Here is a 16,543-nt window from a genome sequence, read left to right on the forward strand (position 1 = left end):
GGAGGCGTTCTGCCACGGCTGTCCGCGCCGCACGGGTCCCCCAGTCTGCCGCTCGGGAGAGGGACGCCCACACGATGTTGCGTTCGACAGCCGGGTGACGCCTCCATTCAGGGGGATCGTTGCTCTCCAGTTCGTGGGCCAGGTGTGTGAGTGTGGCGGAATAGCTTGTGCGGGCGGTGTCCACGGCGGCTTGCACAACACGGTGTACCGGCCGGTGGCGAAGTCTTGCCCAGGCCCCGGACTCTCGGAGGAAGCGGAGCAGATGACGTGGACGAGCCAGGTCAGCAAGGTAGGTGAGAGGGGCTCCGAGCACCACGTCGCCTCCGTCTCCGGTCAAGTGCACCGAGGTGCCCACGACGGGTAGAAGCCGGGCTCGGTCACGGGCGTAGATGACCGAGTCGAGGCTGGGTTCCTCTGTGAACGGCGTTGCCGCCATGTTGGTGAAGGGCAGAGTTTGCGTGGTTCCTTCGACAACGGTCTGTCTCAGAGAGGACTCCATTCCTGCGAAACGCGCCGCATGGACGATGTCGTCGTCGTTGCGGGCGAACGGGTCGGCGTAGGTGACCACTTGTATTGGTTCCTGGTGGTGCTGAGCTGCGAGCAGTGCCAGCGTGGAGGAGTCCAGACCACCGGAGAAGTCTGCAGAAACAGCGGCAGCTTTCGCGGTGCGGTGGTGCACGCTCTCCTGCAGAGCATGACGAAGTGCTGTGCTCGCGGCGAAGAAGCCCGTCTGCTCGATCGGGAACATGCGTCGCAGTACCGTTGCCGTGCCGTTCCGGACGAGAAGTATCTGATCTGGTGCCAGCGCTCTGACGCTGTCGAACAGCGAATCACCGCCCAGGCTTGGACTGAACTTGGCGCAGAACAAGTGGGCGGCCAGTGCCTCCTGATCCAGGCGGTACCCATTCATGGCAGCCAGTGGGAGTGGGCTGGACGCGTACTGGACTTCTCTTTCACCACGGCGAAACCAGATCCGGTGCAGACCCGCGATGTCTCCTGTGACCGCTGTGGTTACTCCGTCGGTGACAACAGTGCTGTAAGAGCCCGCCAGTCTTGCCAACGCCTCCGCGGCTTCGGGGAGGGAAGCGTCATCGGTCAGGGCGTCTACAAGATTTTGGTCGGAGGCGAAGCACTCCCCTAGCAGGGTCACGTGGCGTCCCTCAGCGTGCAACCGTCGAACCCTGGATTCCGGCCATTCACCGACCAGGGTTAGTGTGTGCTGCTCGGCCAGTGGTACCGATCTGTGGGTTTGCCGCCTTCCGGCGGCTTTCCGCACGGACCCGATGAAGAACTTCCGTATCGCCATGGACGCGTTCCTTCGGTTTGAAGGGTGGGCCTCTCATGGGAGGCCCACCCCGTCCTGCGGCTGAGATCCGCTTGCTCACCCACGTCGCCGAAACGGCTGTTCCGCGGTTCCTGCGGACAGAGCGGCCTAGTAGTACTTGGCCGTGTTCATGTCGGCGGTGTCGTCGTCCGCCGCTCCCAGCGTCACTTCACGGGCGTCTCCCAGTTCGACCAGTTCGGGGGGCTGATAGATCTCCTCGTCCATCTTTTCCTTCCGCAGCAAGAAGAAATCAGGGATACGACACGTGTCTGTCCGCAGCAGCAAACTGACACACCCATGAGGATAGCCACGGAGCACAGCAGATCAACGCTATTCCCGAAAGGGAATAAAATGGATTCAAGACTGGTTGCGGAAGTCCTTGGCGATATTCGCGATAAAGCCGCGAGCCGCGCCATCGAAGAGAGCTGCGCGCTCGAAGGAAGCGAAGAGTTCCAGGTAGTAGTGGACGTCACGAGGGTCACGGAGCAGCAGGGCCCCGGTGAACATCTCTACGGTAGCCAAAGCGTCGTCGTAGATCGTGAACGTGGTGAGCGGCCCTTCGGGGATCGGAGACGACCGGAGCGGAATGACTCCGATACGAACATTCGGCAGTTCCGAAAGAGAAGAAAGACGCCCCATCTGAACCGACATGGCCTTCCCCCGGCAGAGTGGCCATCGCAGGGCCTGTTCGGTCAGGATGAAGGTGAAGTGCTTGTCCTCCTCATAAAGCACCGCCTGTCGATCGAGACGTCTGGCTATGGCCTTGGAATGGTCCCCCCGGGTGGTGGCGAGACTGGCTCTGGCGTACTCGGGAGTGTGGAGCAGGCCGGTGATCATCGCGGGTAGGAAATAGCGGAACCGCGAGGAAGTGGCTTCCAGGGTGGCAAGCTCCTGCTGCTTGTGGTGAAGGCCTCTGCGCAGGGATGCCTTCCAGTCCTGGTAGTCGGTGTTGGCGCGGCGAGCGAGTGCGGACAGCTCCTCCACGACCCGCGGCTCGGCACCGAGCGCGCGGAGGAGGCGCTCCACGTCGAGGAGCGAGGGCAGAATCTTGCCAGTTTCGATCTTGGAGATCTTGCTCTGACTCATACCCGCACGCGCGGCAAGCCGGTCTCCCGTGAGACCAGCTTGCCTGCGCAGCCGTCGCAACTCCTGTGCGAGGTCACTCTTGCGTTTACCGAGATCTTCTGGTTCCAGCACTATCCGTCGAGCCTAGCCCGGTACTCCTGGTAGGGGGTGGCCATGGCGAGCGCCGCATCCTTGCGGGCGATGTACTCGTCGACGTCGACGTCCTCCAGCAACAGACGGTCGATCTGGGTGCCGTCCTCCTCATAGCGCATCAGCACCACATGGCAACACGGCCACTGGACCGCACACACCCCACGCCCACTCGGTCCACCGGTGGAGACGGTGCGAGCCTCCCGTCCCGACCGGTCTGGTGGCTGCGGGCCGAGGACATGGCAGCGGGCGGCTGCGGTCCCCCGGGGGGACTGGCGGTGGGACGCGGCCCACGGACCGTCCTCGGCCACGGACACCGGGGCCCCGAAAGCCTGGAGTCACGCACTGAAGGACTCCACACCAACCACCCGGCGCACCCGACCAGGTCCGCTCCACCGTCCACGGCCGCACCGGCGCCGCCCCTGCCCTGCTGTCCGAAGCAAAGCAGACCCCTCGGACAAAGGGACCGCGAAGGGAAATCCATACACGAAGCAGTGATTGCTTTGGGCTTTCTCGGCTAGCGGGCCGCACGACCTTCAACCCTGCTTCTCGCCTTTGGAGGCGCTTGCGATGCAGATGCAGATGATGCAGATGGCCCAGCGCAACACCGTGGTGCGCGGACTGCACGACCTGGGCCTGGCCGCGTGGTTCGGCGGTTCCCTCATGGGGGCGGTCGGTCTGAACAAGGCCGCGGACCAGGAGTCCAAAGGACTCAACGAGTCGATCCGCATCTCCGGCGCGGGATGGGACAAGTGGGCCCCGCTCAACCTCGCCGCGATCGGCGCGCACCTGGTCGGCGGCGCCGGACTGCTGGGCGCCAACCGGGAACGGGTGATGAACCAGAAGGGCGTGGGCGCCTCGACCGTCGCCAAGACCGCGGTGACCGCCGCGGCGCTGGGCGCCACCGCCTACTCCCGGATGCTGGGACGGCGCGCCGAGGAGGCCGCCACCTCGCCCGAGCCGCTCGACAGCGCGTCCTCCGCGAACAGCCCCGAGACGCTGGAGGACACCTCGCGCAAGCTGCGGATCGCGCAGTGGGCGGTGCCCGCCCTGACCGGCGCCCTGGTGGTGCTCAACGCCCTGCACGGCGAACAGCAGAAGGCCACCCAGCAGAAGCTGGGGTTCATGCGGGCGATGGGCTCGCGCATGGGCATGGGAGCCAAGACGGGTTCCCGCATGGGCCTGGGGTCCAAGATGGGTCTGGGGTCCAAGATGGGCCTGGGCATGGGCGCGGCGTGACCCGGGGTGGGCGGCGTTGCGCGCGACGCCGCCCACCCGCGCCTGTCAGGACAGGTCGACCCAGGCCAGGGCCGTCCCGGCGGTCTCGAACACCACGTAGAGGTCGCGCCGCTGGGACAGGCCGGCCACCGGGACGCGGACCTCGGTGAAGTCGAACCGGTCAGCTGATGCCGCCACCTCGGCGGTGCCGACCACGGGTCCGCCGATCGGGTTGTCCACCCGCAGGGTCAGCCGTCCCGCCTCGGCGGCGTTGACCGACAGCACCGCCTGCTCGGGCCGCGCGGAGAAGTCCACGTCGAGGAAGGCCACCCACGCCGCGGACTCGGTGGCGCGCACCGCGTCGCCGCTCTCCTTCGCCGCGGCGCACAGCACCACCCCGTGGTACTCGTCGTTGTCGGCGGCCTGGATGCGTGCGGCCGCGCGCGGCCCGATGGCCTCACCCGGGACCTGGAGCGGCGCGCACACCCGCAGGTCCTTGGCGGAGCGTCCCAGGTGCACGGTGCGGGGCGCGTCCTCCACCACGAACCGGGATCGGGTGACGTCCCAGACCGCCAGCGCCGCGACGGGGAACTCCACGCGCACCCGCCGGGTCTCCCCCGGTTCCAGGGCCACCCGGGCGAACCCCTGGAGTTTGCGCAGCGGCTGCTTGACCCGGGAGACCCGCTGGTGGGTGTAGCACTGCACGACCTCCTCGCCGAAGCGGTCCCCGGTGTTGGCGACGCTCACCTCCACCGCCACCCGGTCGCCGTCCACGTGCACCCGGGGGTCGGCGTAGTCGAAGGTGGTGTAGCTCAGCCCGTGCCCGAAGGGGTACAGCGGCGAGCCCAGGTAGTACAGGTAGGTGGCGTCGTTGGCGATGATGTCGTAGTCGAACAGGTCGGGCAGTTCGGCGGCGGAGCGGTACCAGGTCTGGGTGAGGCGCCCGGCCGGGTCGGCGTCGCCGAAGAGCACCTCGGCCAGTGCCCGCCCGTACTCCTGTCCGCCGTGCGCCGACCACAGGATCGCCGGGACGTGCTCGTCGGCCCAGACCACTCCGAAGGGGTAGCCGCTGCTGAGCACCAGGACGGTGGCGGGGTTGGCGGCGCGCACCGCGCGCAGCACCTCCTCCTGGGCGGCGGGCAGGTCCAGGTCGGTGCGGTCCTCGGTCTCGCGTCCGTTGACCAGCGGGTGGTCTCCGGCGACCACGATCGCGACCTCGGCGGTGGCGGCGACCGCGGCGGCCTCGGCCGCGCCCGAGCGCAGCACGTCCACGGTGAACACCGCCGCCGCGTCGGCGTCGGGGGTCAGCGTCACCACGCCGCCCTCGCCGACGGCGACGTAGCGGCCGGTGGCGAGGTGCTGCAGCACGCCGGTGCCGCCGGGGTCGGGCTGCCAGCGGAAGGTCTGGCGCACCTCCCAGCCGTTGGGTCCGGGCTGGTCGTTGGTGAGGTGGCCGTCCTCGGTCTCGGAGACGTAGCGGCCGTTGACGACCGCGCGCAGCGCCCACGCCCCGCCCCAGTCGAACAGGTCGAAGGCCGCGGACTCGGCGACGGGTCCGAACCCGGGGGCGGGGGTCAGCGTCAGCGGCGTGCCCTCGGCTCCGGCGGTCAGGTACCCCTCGTCGGTGCGCAGCGCGATGCGGTCCACGCCCTCGCAGAACACGGTCTCGGTGCGTTCGGCCAGTCCCGTCCGGGCGGTGACGGCGTAGGGCAGGGTGCCGCTGTACCAGTCCTCCATGAGGGTGTCGGCGAGCTGGCCGATGACGGCGACGCGGCGCGGGGCGCACAGCGGCAGCAGGCCGTCGTTCTTGAGCAGCACCATGGAGCGGCGGGCGGCGGTGCGCGCCAGCGCCTGGTGGGCCGGGCAGTTGACGACGTCGGTGCCGACGCGGAGCGGCAGGCCGGGGTCGAACTCGCCCAGGCGGGTGCGCACCGACAGGATGTGGGTGACGGCCCGGTCCAGGTCGGCCTCGGTGAGCAGGCCGCGGGCCAGGGCGTCGCGGAGGTGGCCGAGGGTGGCCTCGGCGCGGTCGTCGTCCTGGGTGAAGCTGTCGACCCCGGCGCGCAGGGCGTGGGCGTAGGCGGTGGCGTGGTCGGCGTGGTAGTGCTGCGGGTCGACGAGGTTGCCGGGGGCCATGGCGTCGCTGACCACCATCAGCTCGTCGGGGGCGGCGGCGCGCAGCACCTCGTTGATGAGGGGGCTCAGGTGCGCGGGGCGGCCGTTGACCAGGTTGTAGGAGGGCATGACGGCGACCGCGGAGCCGTCGCGCAGCGCGGGCAGGAACGCGGGCAGTTCGTACTCGTGCAGTACGCGCGGGGGCAGGTGGCTGGAGCTGGTGCAGCGGTCGGTCTCGTTGTTGTAGGCGAGGAAGTGCTTGAGGGTGGGGGCGGTGTCCAGCCGGTCGGGGTCGTCCCCGGCCAGGCCGCGGGCGTAGGCGACGGCCATGACGCCGGTGAGCCAGGGGTCCTCGGAGTAGCCCTCCTCGTTGCGGCCCCAGCGGGGGTCGCGCAGCGGGTTGACGACCGGCGCCCAGACGTTGCGGCCCGCTCCGGCGGGGTCCTTGGTGTGGAAGGCGAGCACTTCGGCGGCGGTGGCCGCGCCCACCCGGCGCACCAGGTCGGGGTCCCAGGTGCTGGCCAGGCCGATGGCCTGGGGGAACACGGTGGCCGGGCCCAGCCAGGCCAGGCCGTGCAGGGCCTCGGTTCCGGTGCGGAACGGGCCGATGCCCAGGCGGGGCACGGGCCGCTGGTACTGGTGGAGCAGGCCGATCTTCTCCTCGGTGGTGAGCCGGGCCACGAGGTCGCGGACCCGCTCTCGGGGGCTGAGGGAGGGGTCGCGGAAGGGTTCGGTCACGGTGGGTCCCAATCTGGTCGTGGGGGCGGGCCGGGGTCAGCGGGGGGCGCGGGCGGCCGCGGCGAGGTCGTGGGTCGGGGTGGTGCCGTCGGGGAGGCGGCCCTCCTCGACGGCGTCGAGGATGCGGGCGGCAGCACCCAGCGCGGGGGCGTCCAGGCCGAGGGTGGAGGGCACCGCGATGGGCTCCTCGACCGCCACGCCGCGCGTGTCGAGCAGGCCGTTGACCACGGGCAGCAGCCAGGGCGCGAGTTCGGCGTAGTAGCCGCCGAGGATGACGCGTTCGGGGTCGAGCACGCTGACCAGGGTGAACACACCTGCGGCCAGGTCGTGGGCGGCCTCGTCGAGGCGGGTCAGGGTGGTGGTGTCGCCGGCGCGGGCACGGGCGACGATCTCGTCGATGCGTAGTTCCACCTCGGCCAGCGACAGGTGTCCGTCATCGCGGGCCTCGTCGGGCAGGGTGCGGCGGGCGATCGCGGTCACCGACGCGACCGTCTCCAGGCGCGCCGAGCCGCCGGGGGCGGGCACCGGGATGTGTCCGGCCTCGCCGCTGTAGCCGGAGTGGCCGCGGCGCAGTGCCCCGTCGACGAGCAGGCCCGCGCCCAGGCTGGTGCCGCCGGTGAGGTAGACGAGGTCGCGGGTGCCGACGTGCTCGCCGAAGCGGTGTTCGGCCAGGACCGCGTAGTTGGCGTCGTTGCCGATCTCCACGGGGAAGCCGGGGCCGCGCAGCGCGTCGACGAGTTCGGCGGCGAAGTCGACGTCGCGCCAGTGGAGGGCGGGGACGAGGCGGGCTCGGCCGTCGGGGTCGACCAGGCCGGGCAGGGCCACGCCCAGGCCGAGGACCTGGCGGCCGTCGTGCTCGATGCGGGTGACGACGCGGCGGGCCAGGGCGGTGACGGCGGTGACGGCGCGCGCGGGGGGGACGGTGCTGGCGGGGAAGGCGCGCCGCCACGACAGCACGGGGCGGCCGGCCAGGTCGACGGCGACGGCGGTGAGGTAGTCGGCGTTGACCTCGATGCCGATGGCCGCGCACGAGGCGCCGTCCAGGGTGAGCATGATGGCGGGGCGGCCCACCCGGTTCTCGGTGGTGCCGGTCTCGCGCAGCAGCCGGCGCCGCAGCAGTTCGGAGACCAGGCTGGAGACGGTGGTCTTGTTCAGTCCGGTGGCCGCGGCGATGTCGGCCCGCGAGCAGGGGCCCTGTTCGCGGACGCAGCGCAGCACCAGGGCCAGGTTGGTGGCGCGGACGTCGCCCACCTCTGCCTTGTTGGGGTCTCTTGTCCTGCCGATCACCGTGTGTCCCGTTCCCGTTTCGCAGCGCTTCGGTTGCGGATCTTGTGGTCCGCATCACTCACGAGTAATTTGTTTGTCTATAACCCGAACTAATTCTATCGCGGTCGCCCTCCGGACTCCAGAGAGTGACCGCAAAACAACAGGGCCTCCCTCCCCCGAAGGGACCACCATGAGACACTCCCGCCCCTCACCCGCCTGGACGACGAGCCGGCGCCGCTTCCTCGGCCTGACCGGCACCGCCGCCGCACTGCTGGCCGGCGGCGGCCTGCTGTCGGCCTGCGCCCCCGACGGACCCCGCCCGGGCAGCAGCGGATCGGCCGCCGACCTCGACAAACTGGACGCGCTCGTCCCCGACTACATCCCGTTCGAGGCCGTCGAACCCGACATCCCCGGCCGGCACGGCGCCCCGCCCGGCTTCACCTCCTACCCCGACCAGCTGGTCCGCGCGGTGGAGGGCACCCCGGGCAGGGGCGGGACCTACAAGGCGATGGCCCCGCTGTGGGGCCCCATCCCGCCGGGACTGGGGGAGAACTCCTTCTACGACTTCGTCAACGGCCAGCTGGGCGCCACCGTCGACTTCCAGTTCCAGGACGGCAACACCATCATCGACAAGATGAACGCGGTGATCGCCGCCGGCGACGTCGTCGACATCACGATGATCCCCGACTGGGCCATCAACCTCATCCCCGACTTCGCCGAGGCCGCCCCCCAGCTGTTCGAGGACCTCACCCCCTACCTGGCCGGAGCTGCGGTCGAGCCCTACCCGATGCTGGCCAGCCTGCCCACCAACGCCTGGAAGTGGAGCGTCTTCGGCGACCGACTGCACGGCGTGCCCTGGCCCACCGACCCGCTGTCGGAGTGGATCTTCTACCGCAAGGACCTGTTCGACCAGCACGGCTGGGCCCTGCCCACCACCGCCGAGGAGCTGTTCGCGCTCGGCGCGGAGATCAACGACCCCAGCAACAACCGCTGGGCCTTCGGCGACTTCTACCGGGTGGCCCGCCAGATCTTCCGCGCCCCCCGCGAGTGGCGCCTGGAGGACGGTGAGCTCGTGCACCGCTACGAGACCCCCGAGTTCGAGGAGGCCGTGGCGTTCATGCGCCGCGTCTACGACGCCAGACTCGTCCACCCCGACATCGCCTCGGGCTCCGGCGCCAACTCCAAGGAGCTGTTCAACAGCGGCAAGATCCTCCTCACCCAGGACGGCTTCGGCGGCTGGACCGAGGCCTACCAGGCGATCCTGCCGCAGAACCCCGACTTCCGCATGGACCTGGTGCCCGCCTTCGCCCACGACGGCGGCACCCCGTCCCTGCACGGCAACGACCCCTCCAACCAGAGCGTGTTCATCAAGAAGGGCCTGGGCGAGGAGAAGGTCACCGAGATCCTGGCGATCCTCAACTACTGCGCCGCCCCCTTCGGCACCGCCGAGTACATGGCCTACCGCTACGGCGAGGAGGGCACGCACCACGAGCTCAACGACGACGGCGCCCCCGAGCTGACCGAACTCGGGCACAAGGAGGTGTCCAACGGCTACCTGTTCATCAGCGGCCGCAACAACGCCATCGCCGAAAGCGAGTACCCCGACTACGTGGAGTCCTTCACCGCCTGGTTCAACGACGCCGCGCAGTACACCGAGGACAACCCCTTCGAGGGCATCCGCATCCAGCGCCCCTCCTCCTACGCCAGCGCCGAGCAGCCCACCGAGGACAGGATCACCGACATCCTGCGCGGCCGCCGCGAGGTGAGCGAACTCGGCGACATCGTCGCCCAGTGGCGACGCGACGGCGGCGACGCGGCCCGCGACTTCTACGGCGAGGTCCTCGCCGAGTACGGCCGTGATTGACCGGACGTCCCGGCCCCGCCCCGCCGCCCCCGCGCCTCCCCCTCCCACCGGGGAGCGCGGGGAGGCCGCGCGCGCCCGCCGGGACCCACAGCCGCGCAGGAAGCCGCTGCGCTCCCGCCTGCGCCAGGACTGGCAGCTGCTGCTGATGACGGTGCCCGCCCTGGGCCTGCTCACGGTCTTCCACTACATCCCGACCCTGGGCAACGTCATCGCCTTCCAGGACTACTCCCCCTACCGGGGGATCTGGGACAGCCCGTTCATCGGCTTCGACAACTTCTACTGGCTGCTGACCGACCCCGCCTTCTGGGACGCGACCCTCAACACCCTCACCATCACCGCGTTCCAGCTGGTGTTCTACTTCCCCGTGCCCATCGCGCTGGCGATCCTGCTGGACAGTGTGCTCTCCCCGCGGATCCGCATGCTGCTGCAGACCGTGGTCTACATGCCGCACTTCTTCTCCTGGGTGCTGGTCATCACCCTGTTCCAGCAGATCATCGGCGGAGCGGGCCTCATCTCCCAGGTGCTGCGCCAGCACGGCTACGACGGGTTGGACATCATGACCAACCCCGACACGTTCCTGCTGCTGGTCACCGCCGAAGTGGTGTGGAAGGACGCCGGCTGGGGGATGATCGTGTTCCTCGCCGCGCTGGCCGCCATCAACCCCAACCTGTACGAGGCCGCGGCGGTGGACGGGGCCAACCGGTGGCGCCGCCTGTGGCACATCACCCTGCCGGGCCTGCGCCCGGTCATCGTGCTGCTGCTCATCCTGCGCCTGGGCGACGCCCTCAACGTGGGCTTCGAACAGTTCTTCCTGCAACGCGACGCCGTGGGCCAGCAGGCCGCCGAGGTGCTGGACACCTTCATCTACTGGCAGACCCTCGCGGTGGGCGAGTGGAGCTACGGCGCGGCGGCCGGCCTGGTCAAGGGCGTGGTCGGCCTGGCGCTGATCCTGGTGGCCAACAAGGTCGCCCACATGATGGGCGAGAACGGAATCTACCGGCGGACATCATGACGACACCGACACGGCAGCGCCCGGTCTGGGCCGAGACCCCCTCCCTGCCCGAACGCGCCGTCAAGGCGGCGGTGCTGGCCGCGATCGCGCTGGCGGTGCTGTTCCCCCTCTACGTGGTGGTGCTGACCAGCCTCTCCCCCGCCGCGGCGATCAACGACGCGGGCGGCCTGGTGGTGATCCCCCGCGGGCTCTCCCTGGCCGCCTACGCCGAACTGTTCGCGGGCGGCGTGGTGACCCGCGCCGTCGCGGTCAGCATCGGCGTCACCGCGGTGGGCACCGCGATCAGCCTGGCCGCCACCGTCCTGGCCGCCTACGGGCTGGCGCGCCCCGGATCGCTGCTGCACCGCCCCCTGCTGTTCCTGGTGCTGCTGACCTTCCTGTTCGGCCCCGGCATGATCCCCAGCTACCTGATGGTCAGCTCGCTGGGGCTGATCGACAGCTACTGGGCGCTCGTCCTGCCCACCGCGGTCAACGCGTTCAACCTGGTGGTGATGCGCGCGTTCTTCATGAACATCCCCCGCGAGGTCTCCGACAGCGCCCGGGTGGACGGCGCCAGCGAGTGGAAGATCCTCACCCGCCTGGTGCTGCCCATGTCCAAGGGGGTGGTCGCGGTGGTCGGACTGTTCTACGCGGTCGGCTACTGGAACGCGTTCTTCAACGCGATCCTCTACATCAACGACAACGCCAAGTGGCCGCTGCAACTGGTGCTGCGCCAGTACGTGCAGCAGGGCCAGAACATCAGCGTCGGCGCCCTCGCCGACGCCTCCCAGGCGGCCAGTGCCCTGCCGCCCAGCCTGGCCCTGCAGATGGCGATCGTGGTGATCGCGCTGGTACCCGTCCTGGCCATGTACCCGTTCGTGCAGCGCCACTTCACCAAGGGCGTCATCATCGGCGCGGTGAAGGGCTGAGGGCCTGCCCGTGCCCGCCGCCCCGGTTGTGCCGGGGCGGCGGGCACGGGTGCCGCGGGCCCTCGCGGGGGCGGGGCCTGCGGCACCCCCGGCAGGACGTCACCGGGTGGACACGGTCTGCCGCACACCGCTACAATTCCCGACGCAAAGGCTCATCACGGAAAGGTTCGGGACCACGGACAGCTCGATGCGGGAGCAGGCGCACGGCGCCGTGACGCACAGCTTTTATCTGACCTAGGTCCCCACGCCAGTCAGCGTGCCCTCTTTCTGCTCGACGCCCTCCTCCTCGTCGTCCTCTTCGCCCTGCTGTGCGGCCTGACGGTCTTCTCCGTGGCCTTCGGCTGGGGCTGCGCCCGCCTGCTGCTGCGGCGACTACGACTCCGTGGAGAGCTCGGGACGGCTCCGCAGGGCACGGCGAACACGGTCTGCGGCCCGGTCACCGGAACGGTGGTGCAGAGCGGACGGATCGACGCGGTCCACGTCCACCTGGGCCCCCACCCCGCGGCCCCGCACCCCTGCGCGCACCGGACCGACTGAGACGCGCCGGCCGGCCCCGGTCCCTCCGCGGTTTCCGGCCGGCCAGGGCGGCGGATCCCGCTCCAAGGGGCTGCACGGTCTTGCCTTCCCCGCCGATGGCTGTCATGTTCGAAGGGCCGGCCGTCACGGTCCGTGCCGACCGGCCCCACCCGCCGGAGTCGTCCTCCCTGCTCGACCGGTTCGCCCCCGGGCCTGCCGGAACCCGCCCCCCCACGTCCGGAGCGCCCATGACCGCCGCGTTGGAGACCATCGAGCTGACCAAACGGTTCGGCGGGGCCACCGCCGTCGACCGCATCACCCTGTCCGTCCCCCAGGGGTCGTTCTACGGCCTGGTGGGCCAGAACGGCGCGGGCAAGACCACCACCCTGTCGATGGCCGTCGGCCTGCTGCGCCCCGACTCCGGGCGCTCCCGCATCCTCGGCGTCGACGTGTGGGAGGACCCCGCACGCGCCAAGGCGCTGGTCGGAGTGCTTTCCGACGGGCTGGCCATGCCGGAGTGGCTGACCGGCCGCGAGGTGCTGACCTACCTGGGAGCGCTGCGCGGACTGGACGAGGACGTGGTCGCCGAACGGACCGGGGAGCTGCTGGCCGTCCTGGAGCTGGACCGGGCGGAGACCACGCTGGTCATCGACTACTCCACCGGCATGCGCAAGAAGATCGGCCTGGCCACCGCGCTGCTGCACGCCCCGCGGCTGCTGGTGCTGGACGAGCCGTTCGAGGCCGTCGACCCGGTCTCGGCCGCCACGATCAAGACGATCCTGCGGGGCTTCGTCGCGGGCGGCGGGTCGGTCGTGCTGTCCAGCCACGTCATGGCGCTGGTGGAGGAGCTGTGCGACCACGTCGGCGTGATCGACCGGGGCAGGGTCGCGGCGGCCGGCCCCCTCGCCGAGGTCAGGGGGTCGTCGACCCTGGAGGAGCGGTTCGTGTCGCTGGTCGGCACCGACACCGGCGGGATACGGGAGTTGTCGTGGCTGTCGCGCTGACCATGGCCCGTATGAAGCTGGCCGTCGTCCGCCACTCGATGAGCGGGCGGCGCGCCGGGTTCGCCGCCGTCGGCGTCCTGCTCGGCGCCGCCGGGGCGGCGGGCACGGTCGCACTCGCCTTCACCGGGGCCGAACTGCTCGCCGCCGGCTACGCGGTGTGGCTGCTGGGCTGGCTGCTCGGCCCGATCTTCACGGGCGGCGGGGACGAGACGGTCCGCCCGGAGTTCTTCACCCCCCTGGGCCTGTTGCCCCGGCGGCTGGCGGCCGGACTGCTGGCGGCCGCGTTCGTCGGCGCCGGCCCCGCTCTCAGCCTGCTGGCCCTGGGCGGGCTGGTCGTGCTCGGCGCCGGCCGCGGCGCGGCGGCCGCCGCCGTCGCCCTCCCCGCCGCGGTGCTGCAGTTGGCGCTGTTCGTCCTGCTGTCCAAGGTCGTGGTCGCGCTGTTCGGCCTGGTCCTGCGCAGCCGGGCGGGCGCGATCGCCTCGGGGGTGCTCAACGCCCTGGTCCTGGCGCTGCTCAGCCAGGGCGGGGTGGTCGCGGTCGCCTACGGCGAGGCCGGGGGCCTGCCTCCGGCGGTGGACGCCGTGCTGCACGCCCTGCCCTCGGGCTGGGGCGTGGTCGCGGTGGAGTCGGCGGCCCAGGGCCGCTGGGCGCTGTCGGCGGGTGTGCTCGCCGGCCAGGTCCTGCTCGTCGCGCTGCTGCTCGCGGCGTGGGCGGCGCTGCTGACCCGGCGGGTCGGGGTGGCGCGGACCACGGCCGGCGGCCGCGGCCGCATGCGCGCCGCCACGGCCTCGGGCGCGGTGCTGGGCCGGGAGCTGCGCACCTGGTCCCGCGACCCGGTGCGCAGCCACCAGTTGACGTTCGCGCTGGCCTACGGGGTGTTCTTCGCCGCGCTGCCGCTGTTGACGGGCTGGGAGCAGATGCTGCCGTGGTCGGGGCCGGTCTTCGTGCTCATGGCCGCCATGCTGTCGGCCAACGTCTACGGCGTCGACGGAACCGCGCTGTGGCTGCTGCTGCTCACCCCCGGGGGCGACGACGTGCGCGGCCGCCAGCTGGCCTGGCTGCTGTTCGTCACGCCGGCGGCACTGGCGCTGACCGTCGGGTTCACCGTCCTGGTCGGCGGGCCGTGGCCGCTGCTGCTGGCGGTCCTGTCCGCCCTGCTGGGCGGCTGCGCGGGCCTGGTGCCGCTGGTGTCGGTGTACGCGCTCGTGCCCGGCGTCGACCCGCACCGGCGTTCCGGCAACCCGCTGCGCCTCACCGAGGACGAGGGGTCGGCGACCGGGATGATGTACGTCATGATGCTGCTGGGCCTGCTTCCTGCGGTGCCCGCCGCGGTCGCGGCCGTCCTGTACGGCTGGGCGGGGGTGCCCGTGGGCCTGGCCACGGGGCTGCTGTGCTGGTGGGGACTGGGGGCGCTGGCCGCACGCGGGCTGCGCGCGCGGCCCCGAACTGCTGCACATGATGCGCACCGGGCGCCGCGACCCGGGCACGTCCCGGCTGGCGGACTTCGGTGAACTGCCCCGGCAGAAACAGTTCCTGGTGGGCGTGTGCATGACGCTGTGCCCGGTCGCGCTGTTCCCGCAGGGCATCGTGCCGGGCGTGTTCAAGGTCACCGGGATGGACAGCAGGGCCTGGTTCCTGGCCCTGTACCTGCCGCCGTGGACGCAGTGGCCGGTGATCGCCGTCATGGTCGCCCTGGGGGTGGCGCTGGGCGTGGCCGGTCTGCGTCTGATGCAGCAGGACCGCCGGCCCGGACAGGACGCGGCGGAGGAGGCCGCGGGCTCCTGACCGGCCGGCCCGGCACAGGGGCCGTCGGGGAGGTCCCACGGCAGGGCTGCCGCAGCGGGCCGCCGGTTGCCGCCCCGACGGCACGGCCCGCACGGCACTGTTTCCCCTGTCGGAGAATTCCCGGAAAAGGGCCGTGTTCCGCGCCCTGCCTCCGGTGCCGGATGGTACGCGTCTTTGGGGCAGTCGACCCCTTTTTCTTCCTTTTCTGTGGACTCCCCGGTGGGCACCGCGGTCTCCACGGTGAGGATTTCTCCGAAATTCTCACCCTCGACACACGGGAGAACCCGCGGCTCACCGATTTCCCGAATGGCCGGAAACGGCCTCGCGGTGCATTCCACCCTGGTTGAGCTGCGCCGACCGCTCATCTGCCGCACTCCGCGACGAAAGCCGGATTTTTTTGTGCCTTCTGCGCGGATTAGACTCGGCCGTGTCCACGCGGCACCCCCGTACCGGTGGCGTGCTCTTCCCTTCCGCCCCCGACCAGGAATTCTCTTCGTCATGCGGCTGACCTCGGTGTGGCTGGGCTGGCGTTCGGTGCGGCACCGTCCCGGATCCGTTCTGGGCGCCGCGATCGTGCTGGTGATCAGCGCCGCTCTGGTGAGCGGCCTCTCCTTCGTCTACTTCTCGGCGGACCGCCAGGAGCCGACGGTCGAACGCTATGCGGGCGTTCCTCTGGTCGTCGTCCCGGAGCATCCGGGCGGGCAGGTCCCGCTCTCCCTGGCCGCCGCCCTCGACGAGCTTGCGCAGGTGGCCGAGACGGTGCCCGAGACGACCTTCCCGGCGACACTGCTGGACCCCGACGGCCGCGTGGTCCGCGTCCCCGGCACCGAACGCGGTTTCGGACACGGTTGGGGCAGCGCCGCGCTCACCCCGTTCGAGGTGGGTGAGGGAGAACCGCCCGCGGCGGACGGAGAGGTGGTGGTCGACCGTCCCCTGGCCGAAGCGGGCGGCCTGGCCGTCGGGCAGACGGTCACCGTTCTGGTCCTGGGCACGATCGAGGAGTACCGGGTGTCGGGAATCGCCGATCCGGCCGACCCGGTGCGGTGGCGCCACCAGTCCGCGCTCTTCTTCACCGACTCCCGGGCCGCAGAACTGGGCGGCCTGGATCCCGGCCACGCCGACGCCCTGGGGGTCCGTCCGGCCGACGGGGTCAGCGAGGCGGCCCTCACAGCGGCGGTCGACGACGTGCTCACCGCCACCGGGGGCCGCTACACGGTCCTGGCCGGCACCGACCAGGGCGAGTTCGAAGGAGCGGTCTCGGCGGAGAACGACCGCTTCGTCGCCTCCTCGATGCAGACCCTCCTGGTGTGGACCATGGTCGTCACCACCGGGGTGGTGGCCGGCGCGGTCGGCCTGGCCGTCCGCAGCCGGGGCAGGGAGATCGCCGTGCTGCGCGCGGTGGGAGCCACCCCGCGCCAGGTCCGGCTCATGCTGGCGGGAGAGGTGGCGGTCCTGTCCGCCGTGGCACTGGTCGTGGGACTGCCGCTCGGCGCCCTCCTCGCCCGCCTCCTGGCCGCCGGGGGATCGGCCTCACCAGCAACCTGAGCGCCGCCTTCCGGCTGCACTACACCGGATCGG

14 protein-coding genes and 1 pseudogene are annotated in these 16,543 nt (G+C 70.9%); 9 read left to right on the forward strand and 6 right to left on the reverse strand.

Annotated elements, in window-relative coordinates; translation table 11 throughout:
- Positions 1 to 157 precede the first annotated feature (157 nt).
- The 4 genes and pseudogenes from FOF52_RS22140 to FOF52_RS06890 form a co-directional block, all read right to left on the reverse strand.
- Positions 158 to 1,306: pseudogene (locus FOF52_RS22140) on the reverse strand (asparagine synthase-related protein); the annotation flags it as partial.
- Between the two features lie 126 nt (positions 1,307 to 1,432).
- Complete coding sequence (locus tag FOF52_RS06880; RefSeq protein WP_232306654.1) at positions 1,433 to 1,567, reverse strand: lasso RiPP family leader peptide-containing protein; 135 nt, start codon at positions 1,565 to 1,567, stop codon at positions 1,433 to 1,435.
- Between the two features lie 114 nt (positions 1,568 to 1,681).
- Complete coding sequence (locus FOF52_RS06885; protein WP_341849769.1) at positions 1,682 to 2,521, reverse strand: helix-turn-helix domain-containing protein; 840 nt, start codon at positions 2,519 to 2,521, stop codon at positions 1,682 to 1,684.
- Positions 2,521 to 2,670, reverse strand: a complete 150-nt coding sequence (locus tag FOF52_RS06890; protein ID WP_248592996.1) for a hypothetical protein — start codon at positions 2,668 to 2,670, stop codon at positions 2,521 to 2,523. The genes FOF52_RS06885 and FOF52_RS06890 overlap by 1 nt, the downstream gene beginning before the upstream one ends.
- Before the next feature lie 439 nt (positions 2,671 to 3,109).
- On the opposite strand from FOF52_RS06890, the gene FOF52_RS06895 reads away from it, so the two are divergent.
- Positions 3,110 to 3,778: a hypothetical protein gene (locus FOF52_RS06895; RefSeq protein ID WP_248592997.1), complete on the forward strand. Its 669-nt coding sequence runs from the start codon at positions 3,110 to 3,112 to the stop codon at positions 3,776 to 3,778.
- A 45-nt stretch (positions 3,779 to 3,823) separates the two neighbouring features.
- Here the strand turns inward: FOF52_RS06895 and FOF52_RS06900 are convergent, their stop codons facing one another.
- Positions 3,824 to 6,610 carry a glycoside hydrolase family 3 protein gene (locus FOF52_RS06900; RefSeq protein WP_248592998.1) on the reverse strand — a complete coding sequence of 929 codons (2,787 nt, stop codon included), beginning with the start codon at positions 6,608 to 6,610 and terminating at the stop codon, positions 3,824 to 3,826.
- A 36-nt stretch (positions 6,611 to 6,646) separates the two neighbouring features.
- Positions 6,647 to 7,897 (reverse strand): ROK family protein, encoded by a 1,251-nt coding sequence (locus tag FOF52_RS06905; protein WP_248592999.1) that lies wholly within the window; start codon positions 7,895 to 7,897, stop codon positions 6,647 to 6,649.
- Positions 7,898 to 8,066: 169 nt separating this feature from the next.
- On the opposite strand from FOF52_RS06905, the gene FOF52_RS06910 reads away from it, so the two are divergent.
- The 8 genes from FOF52_RS06910 to FOF52_RS06945 all read left to right on the forward strand — a co-directional run bounded on the left by FOF52_RS06910 (position 8,067) and on the right by FOF52_RS06945 (position 16,510).
- On the forward strand, positions 8,067 to 9,740 hold the full coding sequence (locus FOF52_RS06910) for an extracellular solute-binding protein (protein ID WP_248593000.1): 1,674 nt from the start codon (positions 8,067 to 8,069) through the stop codon (positions 9,738 to 9,740).
- Positions 9,733 to 10,752 carry an ABC transporter permease gene (locus FOF52_RS06915; RefSeq protein ID WP_248593001.1) on the forward strand — a complete coding sequence of 340 codons (1,020 nt, stop codon included), beginning with the start codon at positions 9,733 to 9,735 and terminating at the stop codon, positions 10,750 to 10,752. Before FOF52_RS06910 ends, FOF52_RS06915 begins: the two co-directional genes overlap by 8 nt.
- Positions 10,749 to 11,660: a carbohydrate ABC transporter permease gene (locus tag FOF52_RS06920; RefSeq protein ID WP_248593002.1), complete on the forward strand. Its 912-nt coding sequence runs from the start codon at positions 10,749 to 10,751 to the stop codon at positions 11,658 to 11,660. Before FOF52_RS06915 ends, FOF52_RS06920 begins: the two co-directional genes overlap by 4 nt.
- A gap of 330 nt (positions 11,661 to 11,990) precedes the next feature.
- A complete protein-coding gene (locus tag FOF52_RS06925) occupies positions 11,991 to 12,197 on the forward strand; it encodes a hypothetical protein (RefSeq protein ID WP_157080131.1) in 207 nt (68 codons plus the stop codon).
- 227 nt (positions 12,198 to 12,424) lie between these two features.
- Positions 12,425 to 13,180: an ABC transporter ATP-binding protein gene (locus FOF52_RS06930; RefSeq protein WP_248593003.1), complete on the forward strand. Its 756-nt coding sequence runs from the start codon at positions 12,425 to 12,427 to the stop codon at positions 13,178 to 13,180.
- Positions 13,165 to 14,691, forward strand: a complete 1,527-nt coding sequence (locus tag FOF52_RS06935; protein ID WP_248593004.1) for a hypothetical protein — start codon at positions 13,165 to 13,167, stop codon at positions 14,689 to 14,691. Before FOF52_RS06930 ends, FOF52_RS06935 begins: the two co-directional genes overlap by 16 nt.
- Positions 14,636 to 14,965 (forward strand): hypothetical protein, encoded by a 330-nt coding sequence (locus tag FOF52_RS06940; protein ID WP_157080130.1) that lies wholly within the window; start codon positions 14,636 to 14,638, stop codon positions 14,963 to 14,965. The genes FOF52_RS06935 and FOF52_RS06940 overlap by 56 nt, the downstream gene beginning before the upstream one ends.
- 498 nt (positions 14,966 to 15,463) lie before the next feature.
- Entirely contained in the window at positions 15,464 to 16,510 is a 1,047-nt protein-coding gene (locus FOF52_RS06945) for an ABC transporter permease (protein ID WP_248593005.1), read from the forward strand.
- Positions 16,511 to 16,543: the final 33 nt, after the last annotated feature.

It is taken from the genome of Thermobifida alba, assembly GCF_023208015.1.
Classification (GTDB): Bacteria; Actinomycetota; Actinomycetes; order Streptosporangiales; family Streptosporangiaceae; genus Thermobifida; species Thermobifida alba.

Bases quoted from the DNA above. Each gene is read 5' to 3' on its own strand.
- FOF52_RS06895 (WP_248592997.1), top strand. From the start codon at position 3,110: ATGCAGATGCAGATGATGCAGATGGCCCAGCGCAACACCGTGGTGCGC.
- FOF52_RS06910 (WP_248593000.1), top strand. From the start codon at position 8,067: ATGAGACACTCCCGCCCCTCACCCGCCTGGACGACGAGCCGGCGCCGC.
- FOF52_RS06920 (WP_248593002.1), top strand. From the start codon at position 10,749: ATGACGACACCGACACGGCAGCGCCCGGTCTGGGCCGAGACCCCCTCC.
- FOF52_RS06930 (WP_248593003.1), top strand. From the start codon at position 12,425: ATGACCGCCGCGTTGGAGACCATCGAGCTGACCAAACGGTTCGGCGGG.
- FOF52_RS06940 (WP_157080130.1), top strand. From the start codon at position 14,636: ATGATGCGCACCGGGCGCCGCGACCCGGGCACGTCCCGGCTGGCGGAC.
- FOF52_RS06945 (WP_248593005.1), top strand. From the start codon at position 15,464: ATGCGGCTGACCTCGGTGTGGCTGGGCTGGCGTTCGGTGCGGCACCGT.